The sequence below is a fragment of the Paraburkholderia caribensis genome (genome assembly GCF_002902945.1).
In the GTDB taxonomy this organism is placed as follows: Bacteria; Pseudomonadota; Gammaproteobacteria; order Burkholderiales; family Burkholderiaceae; genus Paraburkholderia; species Paraburkholderia caribensis.
Genome location: NZ_CP026102.1, coordinates 382260 through 397424 on the forward strand (window position 1 = coordinate 382260; position 15165 = coordinate 397424).

The 15165-nt window shown below is 65.2% G+C and carries 11 protein-coding genes; 7 read left to right on the forward strand and 4 right to left on the reverse strand.

Going from position 1 to position 15165, the window contains the following annotated elements; all coding sequences use genetic code 11:
- Positions 1-132: 132 nt before the first annotated feature.
- The 3 genes from C2L66_RS18165 to C2L66_RS18175 all read right to left on the reverse strand — a co-directional run bounded on the left by C2L66_RS18165 (position 133) and on the right by C2L66_RS18175 (position 3704).
- Entirely contained in the window at positions 133-1944 is a 1812-nt protein-coding gene (locus C2L66_RS18165; RefSeq protein WP_060604022.1) for a chloride channel protein, read from the reverse strand.
- A 46-nt stretch (positions 1945-1990) separates the two neighbouring features.
- Entirely contained in the window at positions 1991-2404 is a 414-nt protein-coding gene (locus C2L66_RS18170; protein ID WP_036000194.1) for a MarR family winged helix-turn-helix transcriptional regulator, read from the reverse strand.
- 118 nt (positions 2405-2522) lie between these two features.
- The gene (locus C2L66_RS18175) at positions 2523-3704 is read right to left on the reverse strand and encodes an HPP family protein (RefSeq protein ID WP_063803373.1); all 1182 of its coding nucleotides are present in this window, start codon (positions 3702-3704) and stop codon (positions 2523-2525) included.
- 348 nt (positions 3705-4052) lie between these two features.
- Here C2L66_RS18175 and C2L66_RS18180 point away from each other — a divergent pair, with 348 nt between their 5' ends.
- Positions 4053-4472: a phasin family protein gene (locus C2L66_RS18180; RefSeq protein ID WP_054932842.1), complete on the forward strand. Its 420-nt coding sequence runs from the start codon at positions 4053-4055 to the stop codon at positions 4470-4472.
- A 62-nt stretch (positions 4473-4534) separates the two neighbouring features.
- Here the strand turns inward: C2L66_RS18180 and C2L66_RS18185 are convergent, their stop codons facing one another.
- The gene (locus C2L66_RS18185; protein WP_060606960.1) at positions 4535-5599 is read right to left on the reverse strand and encodes a zinc-binding metallopeptidase family protein; all 1065 of its coding nucleotides are present in this window, start codon (positions 5597-5599) and stop codon (positions 4535-4537) included.
- A 396-nt stretch (positions 5600-5995) separates the two neighbouring features.
- Here C2L66_RS18185 and C2L66_RS18190 point away from each other — a divergent pair, with 396 nt between their 5' ends.
- The 6 genes from C2L66_RS18190 (at position 5996) to C2L66_RS18215 (ending at position 15164) form a co-directional block, all read left to right on the forward strand.
- Positions 5996-9421: a transglutaminase family protein gene (locus tag C2L66_RS18190; protein WP_060604018.1), complete on the forward strand. Its 3426-nt coding sequence runs from the start codon at positions 5996-5998 to the stop codon at positions 9419-9421.
- 48 nt (positions 9422-9469) lie between these two features.
- Positions 9470-12082 carry a circularly permuted type 2 ATP-grasp protein gene (locus C2L66_RS18195; protein ID WP_060604016.1) on the forward strand — a complete coding sequence of 871 codons (2613 nt, stop codon included), beginning with the start codon at positions 9470-9472 and terminating at the stop codon, positions 12080-12082.
- Positions 12079-12969 carry a transglutaminase family protein gene (locus tag C2L66_RS18200; RefSeq protein ID WP_054932839.1) on the forward strand — a complete coding sequence of 297 codons (891 nt, stop codon included), beginning with the start codon at positions 12079-12081 and terminating at the stop codon, positions 12967-12969. The genes C2L66_RS18195 and C2L66_RS18200 overlap by 4 nt, the downstream gene beginning before the upstream one ends.
- A 74-nt stretch (positions 12970-13043) precedes the next feature.
- Positions 13044-13466, forward strand: coding sequence for a MarR family winged helix-turn-helix transcriptional regulator (locus C2L66_RS18205; protein ID WP_007747272.1), 423 nt, complete (start codon positions 13044-13046; stop codon positions 13464-13466).
- A gap of 60 nt (positions 13467-13526) precedes the next feature.
- Positions 13527-13970, forward strand: a complete 444-nt coding sequence (locus tag C2L66_RS18210; RefSeq protein ID WP_054932838.1) for a MarR family winged helix-turn-helix transcriptional regulator — start codon at positions 13527-13529, stop codon at positions 13968-13970.
- Positions 13971-14048: 78 nt separating this feature from the next.
- Positions 14049-15164, forward strand: a complete 1116-nt coding sequence (locus C2L66_RS18215) for an HlyD family secretion protein (protein WP_054932837.1) — start codon at positions 14049-14051, stop codon at positions 15162-15164.
- Position 15165 lies beyond the last annotated feature (1 nt).

A 15165-nucleotide genomic window follows, 5' to 3' on the forward strand; every position in this document is an offset into this window, starting at 1 on the left:
CTATTCGTTTCCCAATCGCGCCAGCACCGAAACGACGATGCGGTCGCAACGCGCGCCGCCGAACTCGAATAGCGCCGGACCCAACTTTTCCACTTAGTCCGCAAGCGATTCGCGCAACAGCAGTTTCGAGATTCAGCCGTGCGTGCGCGTTTTGCGCACGGGTGGGAAATGCTTTTTGCCCGATGTAAAGCTCAGACGCCTGAATTGCTCGCGCTTGTGTTCTTCCTCGAAGTGCGCGACGGAAGGCTTCACAAGATCGCTGCGGGACACGACGCCGAGCAGTTGCATCGAATCGCGATCGACGACGACAGGCAGCCGCTCCAGTTCGTGCACGGCAAGACGCGTCGCAACGAGGCGGCAGGTTTCGTCGGGCAGCGCGACGACCAGCGACTCGCCTTTCAGCAGGTCGGCGAGGGGCGTATCGAGCGTGTGCGGCGTCGCGCCTTCGCGCACGGCGTCGAGCATCGCGCGGTCGACGATGCCGAGCACCGCGCCGCTCTCGCGCACGACGGGATATGCACGCCGTTTCTGCGTCGCGCCGAAATAGGCGGCGAGCGCGTCGCCCACGCTGAGCGTGCCGTCGATCGAATCGGCCTGGTGCGTCATCACTTCGTCGACGTAATGCCGTTCGAGCGGATCGACGCCGTACTCGCGATAGATGTGGTAACCGCGCCGTGCGATTTTCTCGGTCATGATCGAACGCTTCATCACGACGGTCGCGAAGCCGTGCGCGACCAGCGTCGCGGCCAGCAGCGGCAGCAGCGCGTTGCTGTCGTGCGTGAGACCGAAGGCGAACATGATGGCCGTCAGCGGCGCGCCGAGCGTGGCGCCGAGCGTCGCCGCCATGCAGACGAGCGGCCACAGCGCGGGCTCGTTGCCGGGCAGCACGTGGCCGAGCACGGTGCCGAGCCCCGCGCCGAGCATCAGCAGCGGCGCGAGCACGCCGCCCGACGTGCCGGAGCCGAGCGCGATCACCCACATCACCGCCTTCACGACGAGAATCGCCACCGCGACCTGCAACGCAATATGTTGATGCAAAAGATCGCCGATCACGTCGTAGCCGACGCCGAGCGCGCGCGGCTCGATGAATCCGCCGATACCCACCGCCAGCCCGCCGATGGCAGGCCACCACATCCAGTGCAGCGGCAGCCTGTGAAACAGGTCTTCCGTCTTGTAGAGCGCCGCCGACAGGCCCGACGCGAGCGCGCCCGACAACAGCCCTGCGATCACGCACGAGACCAGCGAGATAGCCGTCGGCGGCGCGGTTTGAAGCGCGAACAGGGGATCGGTGCCGAACAGGATGGCGCGCGCGAAACCGGCGACAGCGCAGGCCAGCGCGACGGGCAAGAAGCTGCGCGGCCGCCATTCGAACAGCAACAGTTCGACGGCGAGCAGCACGGCGGCGACGGGCGTGCCGAACACGGCCGTCATGCCCGCGGCGGCGCCCGCGACGAGCAGCGTCTTGCGCTCCGCCGACGTCACCTTCACGCACTGCGCGATCAGCGAACCGAGCGCGCCGCCCGTCATGATGATCGGGCCTTCCGCGCCGAACGGGCCGCCGCTGCCGATCACGATGCCCGACGACAGCGGCTTGAGCACGGCAACCTTCGGCGACATGCGGCTCTTGCCGAACAGAATGGCTTCGATCGCTTCGGGAATGCCGTGCCCGCGGATTTTCTCCGAGCCGAAGCGCGCCATCATGCCGACAATCAACCCGCCGATCACAGGAATCACGATCACCCACGCGCCGAGCGTATTCGTTGCAGGCGAACGGTCGGCGAACGAAAAGCTGCCGAAGAAGAACAGGTTCGTGAACAGATGAATCAGGCTCAGCAGCACGAACGCGGCCAGCGTGCTGAGCAAGCCGATGCCCGCCGCCAGCGCCGAAATGCCGGGCAGCCGCGAGTTGCTGGAAAAGTCCCGCTTGTGAGAGTTGTCGCGCATGAGTGCTGTGTCGAATGCGGTGTCGCTTGCTGGCTAGAGGCCCGAATCAGAGATCGATTTGCGGAATCGTGAACGCGCCCTTGAGCGAGCGCAGCTCGGCGCGATGCAGTTCCGCGAGGCGCGCCAATACCTTTTCTCCCGCTTTCAGCAGATGCACTTCCACCTGGCGGCGGTCGGTCTCGCTGATTTTGCGCTTGACCAGTTCGAGCGCTTCGCAGCGCGATACCAGTGCGACGACGCCGTGATGCTGCGCCTGCAACCGCTCCGCCAGTTCACCGATGGTGGCCCATTCGCGATCGGGGTAGCCCTTGATATGCAGCAGCAACAGATATTGCAGCGGCGTAATGCCTTCGCCTTGCGCGGCCTGCTCGGAGAAGCGCTCGAAGCGCCGCATCTGATAGCGAAACTCCGAGAGCTGTTCGTAGTCCGCCTTGTTCAACGTGCGTGTGAGAACTTTCATGTCGATGGCCGCGCGAGGGAAAGCAAAAAATGTATCACGAAATGATATAAATGGCGATGCCTGCGCATCGCCATTCGCAATCTTCAGGACCTGTAATGGCGGCGCGCGAGGTTCGCGCTCAGGCAGCAGGGCGCTGTTGCGCCTGACCCCTGGCTTGGGCCTGCATCTGCGTCTGCCGATACAGACCTGCGATCAGATCGGACTGCGTGATGATGCCGACCAGCCTGTCGTGCAAATCGATCACGGGAATGTGATGGTGGCCGTCGTCGGCGAAGAGCGGCACCAGTTCGACGATCGGCGTGCTGGTCGAGACGGTGCGTACGTGCGTCGTCATGACGGTGCTGACGAGTTTGCCGCGTGTCGCGTCGAGCTTGAACAGACGCGCCGACAGCGCTTCCATCAGACGCAGGTCCGCGCTTTTCGGTTTGCTCGCCAGATCGGCGCGCGTGACGATGCCCGCCACGTGCTGGCGTTTGTCGACGACGGGCAGCGCCTTGATCGAGTGACGCTGCAACAGGTCCGCGGCGGCGCGCAACGTGCTGTCGGGCGTGACGCTGACGACGGGTGCCGACATCACGTCGCGGCATGCCAGTTCGCTGAAGGTGCGCGCGTAAGCCTGCAACTGTGTTTCGCGAAACAGTGCTTCGAGGTCGTCAGGGTCGATGTCGAGCAGTTCGCCGCGCCGGTTCAGCACGGCTTCGAGGTCGGTGCGCGTGATGCTGTTGCCGGATGCGGGCGCTTGCGGCACGGACGGCGCCGCGCGCGTCGCGTGCGGATAGCGGTGGCCCGTTACCGCGTGATAGACCAGCGCCGCGCCGAGCAGTGCCGCCGACTGGATCAGGATCGGCTCCAGCACGAAGCGAAAGCCGAGCGCGTGAATGGCGGGTCCGCCCACCACGGCTGTCAATGCGACGGCGCCCGACGGCGGATGCACGCAGCGCAACGCGAACATCGCGGCGATCGCCACGCCCACTGCGAGCGCCGCCGCCGCGACGGGATCGGAAATCAGCAGCGCGGCGGCCACGCCCACTGTCGCCGACACCAGATTCCCGCCGATGATCGACCACGGTTGCGCGAGCGGACTGGCGGGCACGCCGAACAGCAGAACGGCCGACGCGCCCATCGGCGCAACCAGCAGCGGAATGTTTGCGTTCGGACCGAGCAGCAGATGCATGCTGCCGCCCGTGAACGCAATGCCGATCAACGCGCCGAGCGCCGAGCGCATGCGCTCGGGCCATTTGACGTTCATCGCGGCAGGATAGAAGCGCGCCAGCCACTGGAAAAAAGGGGAACGGGTCAAGATATTGTGCGATTAGGGGAAACGGGCAGCCGTAAATTAAGGGAAAAGCTGTCACAAAGGAAACAACTTGTCGTCATGGATATATGTCAACGTGATATAAATCCCGCCCAACGACCTCCGGGCGGACGCTAACGGGGCCTGAAAATGCAGGGAAAACCCGTAATCCATGCGTCGCTGCGCTGCATCATAACGTGATATGAAATGGATAGAGCCTGGACGGCTTGCCTGCTGGCATCTGCGTTGCTCGCTGGCGCATTGCCGCATTAACGGGCATGATCGTGCCATGTGCCTGCGTCAAGCCTTCGAGGCACATGCCCAACCCACCGAAGCACATTGTGGAGACCAAGCATGGAACCCTTTGACGCCGCCAATCCGTTCGCCGAGTTCAACAAGCTGTTCGAGCAGTTCAAGTTGCCCGGATTCGACGTGCCGGCCGTGATGGAAGCGCGTCGCAAGGACGTCGAGGCCCTGATCGCCGCGAATCAGACGGCCGTGCAGGGCATCCAGGCGCTCGCGCAGAAGCAGGCCGAAATGCTGCGCGCCACACTCTCCGAACTGCAGGAGGTCGCGCAGAAGCAGGCCGCTGCAGGCGGCGTGCCGTCGGCGCAAACGGCCGAACTCGTCCAGCAGACGCTGCACAAGGCGCTCGCCGACATGCAGCAGCTCACGCAAGCCGCGTATCGCACGCAGGCCGATTCGTACGCGGTGATCGCGAAGCGGGTCGAAGAGAACGTCGAAGAGCTCAAGACACTGCTGCAGAAGAAGTAACGCGCGTTCGCCACGAGCTACAGGCTGCAAGCCGCAACGCGAGGCTCGCCGCGCGTGCGCGGCTACTTGCGCGCCGACGCCTGCGCGATCACACGATGCACGAAACGCAGCTTGTCGACGACGGGCGGCGCCAACGTGAACGGATAGCCGTCCGGCATGCCGAGACTGCGGTTCAGGCTGTTCAGCGCGTCCGTCAGCGGAAACCAGCGCTTTATCAGGTTATCGAAGCTGGCTTCCTCGACGGGTGTCTGGTCGGTCAGGGACGGCTCGTTCGGCGCGGGCGGCAGCAGCGCCAGCCCGTATGCCGTCGACGTATCGAGCACGTCGACGATCATCAGGTAGTGCGCCCACGTTTCGGCCCAGTCTTCCCACGGATGCATGGTCGCGTACGCGCTGATGTAGCTGTTTTCCCAGTCGGCGGGCGCGCCGTTGCGATAGTAGGCGTCCAGCGCTTCGCCGTAATCGGTCTGATCGTCGCCGAAGCGTTCGCGAAACGGCGCGAGCCAATGCGTTCCCGCAACCAGCTTCTCGAAGTAGTAGTGCCCCGACTCGTGGCGGAAATGCCCCAGCAGCGTTCGATACGGCTCGCGCATGTCGGTGCGGACTTGCTCGCGGTGCGCGTCATCGGCTTCGGCCACGTTCAGCGTGATGCGGCCGTTGTCGTGTCCCGTCATCACCGCTTCGCCGTCGCCCGTATTCTCGCGGAAGTCGAATTCGAGGCCATTGTCGGGATCGGCCTGGCGCGATTCGATTGCGAGGCCCAGCGCATCGAGCGTGTAGAGCAGGCGGCGCTTCGCGGTCTCCAGCCGGTACCAGTAGAGCCGGTTGTTCGGTTCCGCGAGATTCGGGATCGTGTGCGTGAGGCGGCATGAGCGGCACAGCGTGTCGGGATCGTCGGCGGGCAGCATCCAGTTGCAGATGTTCTCGACCGCGTAGTTGTGGCATTGACGGTACAGCTTGCCTTTGACGTCGGGATGCAGGCTGCGCCACTGGCCCTCGCCCGCGTCTTCGAAGGCGCTGATTTCGGCCAGTTCCGGCACGTAACCGAGCAGCGCCGCGCAGCGCTCGCACAATACGTTCTCGAAGAACACGCGCTGGTCGCATCGGTTGCAATGGAAGGCTTTCATCGCTTCAATCCGTTTTACGTTGATGTCGTCGTGCAGCAGGCGGAGACGTCCGGCCGCCGCGCCGTGCGTCGTTTGATTTGCGGCGGTGGTCGTGGCAACCTCGACGCGCGTGGGGTTCCCGCAATCTTCATGCCGCTTCGCTATAACGTCGTGGGTCTTGCGCACATTGCGTGCGCGCACGGCCCGCCGCATGCGCTGTTTTGGTGCGTGTGGTCGGTCGCGTGGCATGCGTGCCTTGGCTTTCGAAGACCGTCGAACACCCTTCGAAGCATGGGGCCGCCACGTGACAATGCGATAGCTGCAAGCGCAGGCCCCGTCGCGTTGCCGTGCTCAACGGCACAAAGCTTGCTTTTCGCGTCTGCCCCTTTATCGGCCTTTTCCGCCCAGGAGTCCGTAGTGTCCATACGTGTCGCGCTGAACCATGTCACGCATTACCGCTATGACCGTCTCGTCGGATTGTCGCCGCAGGTCGTGCGGCTGCGCCCGGCGCCGCATTGCCGCACGCCGATCCTGTCGTACTCGATGCGCGTCGAGCCGGAACTGCACTTCATCAACTGGCAGCAGGACGCATTCGCGAACTACCAGGCGCGTCTCGTGTTTCCCGAGCGCACGCCCGAGTTCAAGATCACGGTCGATCTCGTCGCGGAAATGGCCGTCTACAATCCGTTCGATTTCTTCCTGGAGCCCGCCGCCGAACAGTTTCCGTTCGAGTACGCGCCCGAACTCGCGGCCGAACTGGCGCCGTATCTCGTGCGGCGCGAGATGACGCCGCGCTTCAAGGAGTTCGTCGCGAGCATCGATCGCTCGCCGCGCGGCACAGCCGATTTCCTCGTCGAGCTGAACCAGCGTCTGCAGCGCGACATCCGCTATCTGATCCGGATGGAGCCGGGCGTGCAGACGCCCGAGGAAACACTCGTCAATGCGTCGGGCTCGTGCCGCGACTCGGGCTGGCTGCTGGTCGAGACGCTGCGCCAGTTGGGGCTGGCGGCACGCTTCGTGTCGGGCTACCTGCTTCAGCTCGCGCCCGATACCAAGGCGCTCGATGGCCCGAGCGGCACCGAATACGATTTCACCGACCTGCACGCGTGGTGCGAAGTGTTCCTGCCCGGCGCGGGCTGGATCGGCCTCGATCCGACCTCGGGGCTGCTGGCGGGCGAAGGCCACATTCCCGTCGCGTGCACGCCGGAGCCGGGCAGCGCTGCGCCGATCTCGGGCGCCGTCGACCAGTCCGAAGTCGAGTTCGAGCACGCGATGTCGATCACGCGCGTGCTCGAAACGCCGCGCGTGACCAAGCCCTATACGGAAGCCGCGTGGGACCGCGTGCTGACGATGGGCGCGCACGTCGACAGCCAGCTCGCCTCGATGGACGTGCGCCTGACGATGGGCGGCGAGCCGACCTTCGTGTCGGTGCGCGACCGCGACGCCGCCGAATGGAACACCGACGCGCTCGGGCCGACCAAGCGCGGCTATGCCGTCGCGCTGATGGACAAGCTGCGCGGCCATTACGGCGCGAGCGGCTTTCTGCACATCGGTCAGGGCAAGTGGTATCCGGGCGAGCAGTTGCCGCGCTGGGCGCTGTCGCTGTACTGGCGCGCCGACGGCGAGCCATGCTGGAACGACCCGGCGCTGTTCGCCGACGAGCGCAGCCCCGGCCGCTATACATCCAACGATGCGCAGCGCTTCATCACGCGGCTCGCCGACAAGCTGTCCGTCGACAGCAAGTACGCCCAGCCCGGTTACGAAGACACGTGGTATTACCTGTGGCGCGAGCGCCGCTTGCCCGTCAACGTCGATCCGTTCGATTCGCGTCTGGACGACGAAATGGAGCGCGTGCGGCTGCGCCGCGTGTTCGATGCCGGGCTGTCGGGCGTGACGGGCTACGTGCTGCCGTTGGCGCGCTCGACGCAGGGCCCGGGCTGGACGAGCGGCGCGTGGTTCTTCCGCGACGAGCGCATGTACCTGATTCCTGGCGACTCGCCGATGGGCTTGCGCCTGCCGCTCGATTCGCTGCCGTGGGTGTCGAAGGGAGACTATCCATACCAGCACGCGCACGATCCGTTTGCGGAACCCGCGCCGCTGCGCACAGCGGCGCAATTGCGGATGCAGTATGAAGGCGTGTCTTATGACGCTCGCGGCGGTGCCGGACCGGGCGTTGCAAGAGGTGCGGGCACAGGCGGACCCGGCACAGGCACGCCGCCTCAGGACCGCTTCCCCGAACGCGGCGAATCGGCCGCAGCGCTGATCCGCACGGCACTGTGCGTTGAGGCGCGCAATCCGGCGCGGGCGGCGGGTCCGAAAGTGGAGGCCGAGGCGCTTGGCGATGGCCGTGCGCTGCTGCACGTCTTCATGCCGCCGCTCACCGAACTCGACGACTATCTCGACCTGCTGGCCGCCGTTGAAGCCACGGCCGCCGAGCTGAAGATGCCCGTCGTGATCGAAGGCTATCCGCCGCCGCGCGATCCGCGTCTGAACGTGCTGCAAGTGACGCCCGATCCCGGCGTGATCGAAGTCAACATTCATCCGGCGAAGAACTGGGACGAACTCGTCGATCACACCGAGTTCCTCTACAACGCCGCGCACGAAACGTATCTGAGCACCGAAAAGTTCATGCTCGACGGCCGCCACGCGGGCACGGGCGGCGGCAATCACTTCGTGCTCGGCGGCGCGACGCCCGCCGACAGTCCGTTTCTGCGCCGCCCCGATCTGCTGGCGAGCCTCGTCGCGTACTGGCACAACCATCCGTCGCTGTCGTATCTGTTTTCGGGGCTGTTCATCGGGCCGACCAGCCAGGCGCCGCGCGTCGACGAAGCGCGCAACGATCAGGTCTACGAGCTCGAACTGGCGTTCAGCGAACTGCAACGGCAGGTCGATCTGCTCGGCGGCCAGGGTAGCGCGCAACTGCCGCCGTGGATGATCGACCGCGCGCTGCGCAACATCCTGATCGACGTGACGGGCAATACGCACCGCGCCGAGTTCTGCATCGACAAGCTCTATTCGCCCGATGGCCCGACGGGCCGCCTCGGCCTGCTCGAACTGCGCGGCTTCGAAATGCCGCCGCATGCGCGCATGAGTCTCGTGCAGCAACTGCTGTTGCGCGCGCTGGTCGCGAAGTTCTGGAAGACGCCGTACACGCAGCGACTCACGCGCTGGGGCACCGGATTGCACGACCGTTTCCTGCTCGGCACGTTCGTGCAGATGGATTTCGACGACGTGCTCGCCGATCTGCGCGGCGCGGGCTACTCGTTCGACAGCGAATGGTTCGCGCCGCACTTCGCGTTCCGTTTCCCGGCCATCGGCGAGATGCACGCGAACGGCCTGTCGCTGACGATCAGCGGCGCGCTGGAACCGTGGCACGTGATGGGCGAGGAAGGCGCGGCGGGCGGCACGGTGCGGTATGTCGATTCGTCGGTGGAGCGGCTCGAAGTGAAGGTGCTGGGGCTCAACGACAATCGCCACGTGGTGAGCGTCAATGGCGTGTCCCTGCCGTTGCAGCCGACGGGCCGCATCAGCGAATTCGTCGCGGGCGTGCGGTTCCGCGCATGGGCGCAGTCGTCGTCGCTGCATCCTACGATAGGCGTGCACGCGCCGCTGACGTTCGATGTCGTCGATACCTGGACGGGGCGCTCGATTGGCGGATGCCAGTATCATGTCGCTCATCCGGGCGGACGCAACTATCAGACGTTCCCGGTGAACGCGTACGAAGCGGAAAGCCGGCGACGCGCGCGTTTCTTCACGACGGGCCACACGCCGGGGCCGCTCGTGACGCAAGCGCCGCCGCGCAGCCTGGAGTTCCCGTTCACGCTGGATTTGCGGCACTGGTAAGCCGCCGCTGAAACCGTAAGCCCACAACGACAGACTCGCGACAACATCTTGGCTTTTCAATCGACCTTTCCGTTCGAAGCGGCAACAAGCCATCCCGACGCGCTCGCGCTGCTTCGCTCGCTGCCGCTGCTCGACGTGCGCGAAGGCCATTGGGATGAACTGCGCGATACATCGGGCGCGCTGCGCGAGCCGTGGCGGCGCTTTTTCGAGCTGCTCGGCGAGGAAGGCATTGCGGGCCTGGAGCCGGGGAGCGCATCGATCGCCCAGCAGGTGCGCGACAACGACATCACGTACAACGTCTACGCGGATAAGGGCGAACCGCGTCCGTGGGCGCTCGACCTGCTGCCGTTCATCATCGCCGAAGACGAGTGGGCGCATATCGAGCGCGGCGTGAAGCAGCGCGCGCAACTGCTCAACGCGATCGTCGCCGATGTGTACGGCCCGCAGAAACTGCTGCAGCAATGCAAGCTGCCACCCGCGCTCGTCTACGGGCACCCCGGCTATTTGCGCGCCGTGAAGGGCTTCACGCCGCCGGGCGGCCAGTTCCTGCAGGTGGTCGGTGTCGATCTGGCGCGCGCGCCCAGCGGCGAGTGGACGGTCGTGTCGCATCGCACCGAAGTGCCGTCCGGCCTCGGCTATGCGCTGGAAAACCGCATGATCGTCTCGAGCGTATTCGGCGACGCGTTCCGCGAAATGCGCGTGAGCCGCCTTGCGCCGACGTTTTCCACGCTGATCGCGACACTCGCCGAATGGGCGCGCGCCACGATGCGCGACGGCAAGAAGGACAGCGCGCCGCATATCGCGCTGCTCACGCCGGGGCCGTTCGCGGAGACCTATTTCGAGCATGCGTTTCTGGCGCGCTATCTGGGCGTGACGCTCGTCGAAGGCAAAGACCTGACGGTGCGCAACGACATGCTGTATCTGAAGACGCTCACGGGGCTGGAGCGCGTGCACGTCGTCGTGCGTCGCCTCGACGACGCGTTCTGCGACCCCGTCGAACTGCGCGCCGATTCGACGATCGGCGTGCCCGGGCTGTTGCAGGTGATGCGCGCGGGCAATGTGATCGTGTCGAACGTGCCGGGTTCGGGTTTTCTCGAATCGCCGGCCATGCATGGCTTTTTGCCGGGCATCGCGCAGACCTTGCTGAACGAGCCGCTGTTGCTCAACGGCGTGTCGACGTGGTGGTGCGGCGAAGACGCCGCACGCGAGCATGCGTTCGCGAACATGGACGAGGCCTTCCTGCAACCGACATGGCCCACGCGCACGCCGGACGGGCCGCCAGGCATCGCGCCCGGCGCGCAGCGGCTCGACGCGTGGAAGAGCCGCATCGAGCGTGCCCCCGATGCGTTCACGATCCAGCAGCCGCTGCCGTATTCGTGCACGCCGCGCTACGAAGACGGCACGCTCGGCAACCGGCCAAGCGTGCTGCGCGCCATCGCTGTCGCCGACGCGAATGGCAACTGGCACGTGCTGCCCGGCGGCTTCACGCGACTCGCGGGGGAGCGGCAGTCGTCGGTGTCGATGCAGTTCGGCGGCAGCAGCGTCGATACATGGGTGCTCTCCAGCCATCCGAATTCGACCTTCACGCTGTTGCCTTCGCCGCTCAAGCCCGCGGATCTCGCGCGCAAGCATCGCACCGTGTCGAGCCGGGCGGCGGAGAACCTGTTCTGGAGCGGCCGCTACGGCGAGCGGGCGGAGAACAACGTGCGGCTGTTGCGGCTGATTCTCGGCTCGCTGGAAAGCAACGGCGCGGACACCATGTTCGGGACGCTCGCGGAACTCGCGTTGCAATACGGCCTCGTGCAACCGGGCGATGTCGTGGCCGGCCAGTCGCTGCGAGCGTTCGAGCGCACGCTGGTCGCGAATCTGCACGAAAACACGGGCGCGTACAGCATCGGCCAGAATCTCGCGAGCCAGGCGCGCGCGAGCGGCGAAATACGCGGCCGGCTGTCGAACGATCACTGGCGTATCACGCTCGCCGCGCGCAACGACTTCCGCGACGCGCTGCACGAACTGACGCCGGCGGCGGCCGTGTCGTCGAATGCGTCTTCGCGCGGCAAGGCCCGCTACAACCGCGTGTCGCTGATGAACGCGCTCGAACATCTTTCCACGCAACTTGCGGCGATCAGCGGCGCACAGGGCGACCGCATGACGCGCGACGAAGCATGGCGTCTGATGTTCGCGGGCCGGCATATCGAGCGCGTGTGGGCGATGACGTCGATATTGCGCGTCGTCGCGACGCAGCGCCAACTGGCGACGCCCGCCGCGTTCGATCTGCTGCTGCAACTGTTCGACAGCACGCTGACGTACCGTTCGCTGTATCCGGGGCGCCTCGAAGTGCCCGCGCTGATCGATCTGCTCGTGATCGAGCCGACCAATCCGCGCGGACTGTACGGCGTGTACGCACGGCTGTGCTCGAAGCTCGACGATATTTCGATGGCGGCGGGCAACACGCGCCATCGGCGCTTCAACGACATGCTGCCGGACGTGAGCACGCTGCCGTCGCTGGAACAGTTGTGCACGACGGACGGCAGCGGCCTGTACGCGGAACTGATCGCACTGTGCGACCGCCTCGCGATGAGCATGACGGCAGCCGCCAACGAAATCAGCGCGCGCTATTTCAGCCACGCGAACACGCTGGCCGCGCAGGTGTCGTCATGAAAGACGCGCAGACGCTGCTGTCCGTGTCGCATCGCACGACCTATCACTATTCGACGCTCGTCGAAACCGCGCAGCATCTCGCGACGATCCGTCCACTCGCATGCTCGTGGCAGCGCGTGGTCGCGCATACCGAGCGCATCGAGCCGTCGCCTTCGTATCTGCATAGCCGCATCGACGCATTCGGCAACGACGTGCTGTATTTCGCGCTCGACGCGCCGCACGAACGCCTGCAAATGGTCAGCGAAACGACCGTGCAACTCACGCCGCGCTGGCGCGATCTCGATCCCGACGCCACACCCGTGTGGGAAGAGGTGGCGGAAGCGCTGCGGTTTCGCGCGGGAGGCGTGTGCGATCCGCAGGTGGAGTTCCGTTTCGCGTCGCCCAACGTTGCGCTCAAGCCAACGTTACGCGACTACGCGCTGCGCAGCTTCCGCCCCGGCACGCCGATCGTCGCGGGCGCGATCGATCTGATGCATCGCATTTACGCGGATTTCGACTACAAGCCGTCTGCAACGATGTTCGATACGCCCGCCGAACGCGCGTTCGATATGAAAAGCGGCGTTTGCCAGGACTTCGCGCAGGTGATGATCGGCTGCCTGCGCGCGCTCGGGCTGCCAGCGCGCTATGTGAGCGGCTATCTGCGCAACGATCCGCCGCCGGGTCAGCCGCGGCTGATCGGCGCGGATGCGTCGCATGCGTGGGTGTCGGTGCATTGCCCGCAAAGCGGCTGGATCGATCTGGACCCGACCAACGACGTACTCGCCGACATGGACCACGTGACGCTCGCAATCGGCCGCGATTACAGCGACGTCTCGCTGCTGCGCGGCATGATTCTTGGCGGCGGTGCGCATCGCGTCGAGGTCGCCGTCAGCGTGCTGGCGCTCTGAGCAACAATGAATTTCAGCTGACGCAGCGCATCGCCATTTGACAGCGTGCATACGCACATATAGACTTCCTTCCCATGAGCAAGCCTATTTCTCACGACGATTGCAACTGTTTCGCGCTGCGCCAGGCGGCGCGGTTCGTGACGCAGATCTACGAACGCCATCTCGGCCAGGTTGGCCTGACGGCGGCGCAGTTCACGATCGTCGCGAAGCTCGCGCGCAAGCCCGGCCTGACCATGGTCGAGCTGGCCGACACGATGGTGATGGAACGCACCACGCTCGTGCGCGCGCTGAAGCCGTTGCAGCGCGATGGTCTCGTGCTCAGCGAGCCGTCGGAGCACGATGGCCGCACCTATCAGTTCAGCCTGTCGAAAGCGGGCAAGGAAACGTTCGAGCAGGCCGCTATCGCATGGCGCGCCGCGCAGGACGAATTCGAAAGCAAGTTCGGTCGCAGCCGTGCCAAGGCCTTGCGCGCTGAATTGTTCAATCTGACCTCGTAATCCGGTTGTTTTTTGCGCGGTGTATCGCGCGTTCGACAAAATCGATTCAATGGTGTGCATATGCACGTAGAAACGGACACGGAAGACATACAGGTTTCGCCCGACGACGACTGCTTTGCGATCCGGCAAGCGGCGCGCTACGTGACGCAGCTTTACGACCGTCATCTCGGTCAGGTCGGGCTGAAAACCACGCAGTTTTCGATCATGTGCCGTTTGCGCCGCCGCAAGTGGATGACGATGAAGGAACTCGCCGACTCGATGGTGATGGAACGCACCACGCTGGTCCGCGCGATCCAGCCGTTGCAGCGCGACGGGCTCGTGTTCACGGAAGCGTCGCGCAGCAATCGCCGGGTGCTGACGGTGATGCTGACGACCGCGGGCGAAGAACGGTTGCAAGCGGCGCGCGATCACTGGTTCGCGGCGCAGGAAGAATTCGAGCAGCGTTTCGGACCGCAGCGCGCAGCCAATCTGCGAGAAGAGTTGTTCGACATGACGAAGCGCTAACGCTCACGATTTCACGCAACAACGCGGGCGCTTAGGCGCATTTTTTCAACGTTTTCCGGTGCATACGCACATATAGCCATGTCTACCACTCCCTCTATTGCTCCGCCGAGCGTCGCCGGCGCCGCGAAACAGACGCGCAGCATTCCGTGGATGCTGCTGGCGGTGATCACCGTCGTCGTCGTGGTCGCGGCGGCCGCATCGTACTGGTTCTTCGTGGGCCGCTTTGTCGAGACCACCGACGATGCCTACGTGGGCGGCGACGTCACCGTGCTGGCGCCGAAGGTGAACGGTTTCGTCAACGACGTGCTGGTGCAGGATAACCAGTACGTGAAAGCGGGGCAGGTGCTGATCCGCCTCGACGCGCGCGATTACGATGCGCGCCTCGCGCAGGCCAATGCCGAAGTCGCGAGCGCGGAAGCGGCCGTGACGGAACTCGAAGCAAAGAAGTCGCTGCAACTCGCGACGATCAACGAGCAATCCGCCCAGGTGCGGGCGTCGGGAGCGGAACTTACGCGCAGCGCGTCGGATGCGGTGCGTTACCGCGAGCTCGTGAAAGACGACGCGGTGTCGAACCAGGTCGTCGAGCGCGCCGACGCGGACCTCGCGAAAGCGCACGCCGCCGTGGACCGCAGCAGCGCCGCGTTGACGGCGGCGCAGCGGCAGTTGCCCGTGCTCGATGCCCAGATCAACGATGCCCATGCCCGCGTCGCGACGGCCATGGCGGCGCAACGTGTCGCCGCGCTCAACGTCGAGTACACGACGATCCGGTCCCCGATCGACGGCTATGTCGGCAATCGCACGGCACGCGTGGGCGTGCTGGCCAATGTCGGCGTGTCGCTGCTGACGGTGGTGCCCGCTAGCGGACTGTGGATCGACGCGAACTTCAAGGAAGACCAGTTGAAGAAGATGAAGGTCGGCGACACCGTCGACGTCGATCTGGACGCGTCGAGCCATCGCATCGAAGGCGTGGTCGAGAGCCTTGCGCCGGCGACGGGTGCGACCTTCAGTGTGCTGCCCGCGGAGAACGCGACGGGCAACTTCACGAAGATCGTGCAGCGCGTACCTGTGCGCGTGCGGCTCTCGGTGCCGAAAGAGATGCAAGGCGTGCTGCGCCCCGGTCTCTCTGCAACCGTGAAGGTGCATCTGCGCTCCGACGCGGAAGCAGGCCACGACGCAGCCCGCTCGGCTTCGTAAC

Coding starts and splice junctions, on each gene's coding strand:
- C2L66_RS18165 (WP_060604022.1), bottom strand. CDS start 1,944: ATGCGCGACAACTCTCACAAGCGGGACTTTTCCAGCAACTCGCGGCTG.
- C2L66_RS18170 (WP_036000194.1), bottom strand. CDS start 2,404: ATGAAAGTTCTCACACGCACGTTGAACAAGGCGGACTACGAACAGCTC.
- C2L66_RS18180 (WP_054932842.1), top strand. CDS start 4,053: ATGGAACCCTTTGACGCCGCCAATCCGTTCGCCGAGTTCAACAAGCTG.
- C2L66_RS18185 (WP_060606960.1), bottom strand. CDS start 5,599: ATGAAAGCCTTCCATTGCAACCGATGCGACCAGCGCGTGTTCTTCGAG.
- C2L66_RS18200 (WP_054932839.1), top strand. CDS start 12,079: ATGAAAGACGCGCAGACGCTGCTGTCCGTGTCGCATCGCACGACCTAT.
- C2L66_RS18205 (WP_007747272.1), top strand. CDS start 13,044: ATGAGCAAGCCTATTTCTCACGACGATTGCAACTGTTTCGCGCTGCGC.
- C2L66_RS18210 (WP_054932838.1), top strand. CDS start 13,527: ATGCACGTAGAAACGGACACGGAAGACATACAGGTTTCGCCCGACGAC.
- C2L66_RS18215 (WP_054932837.1), top strand. CDS start 14,049: ATGTCTACCACTCCCTCTATTGCTCCGCCGAGCGTCGCCGGCGCCGCG.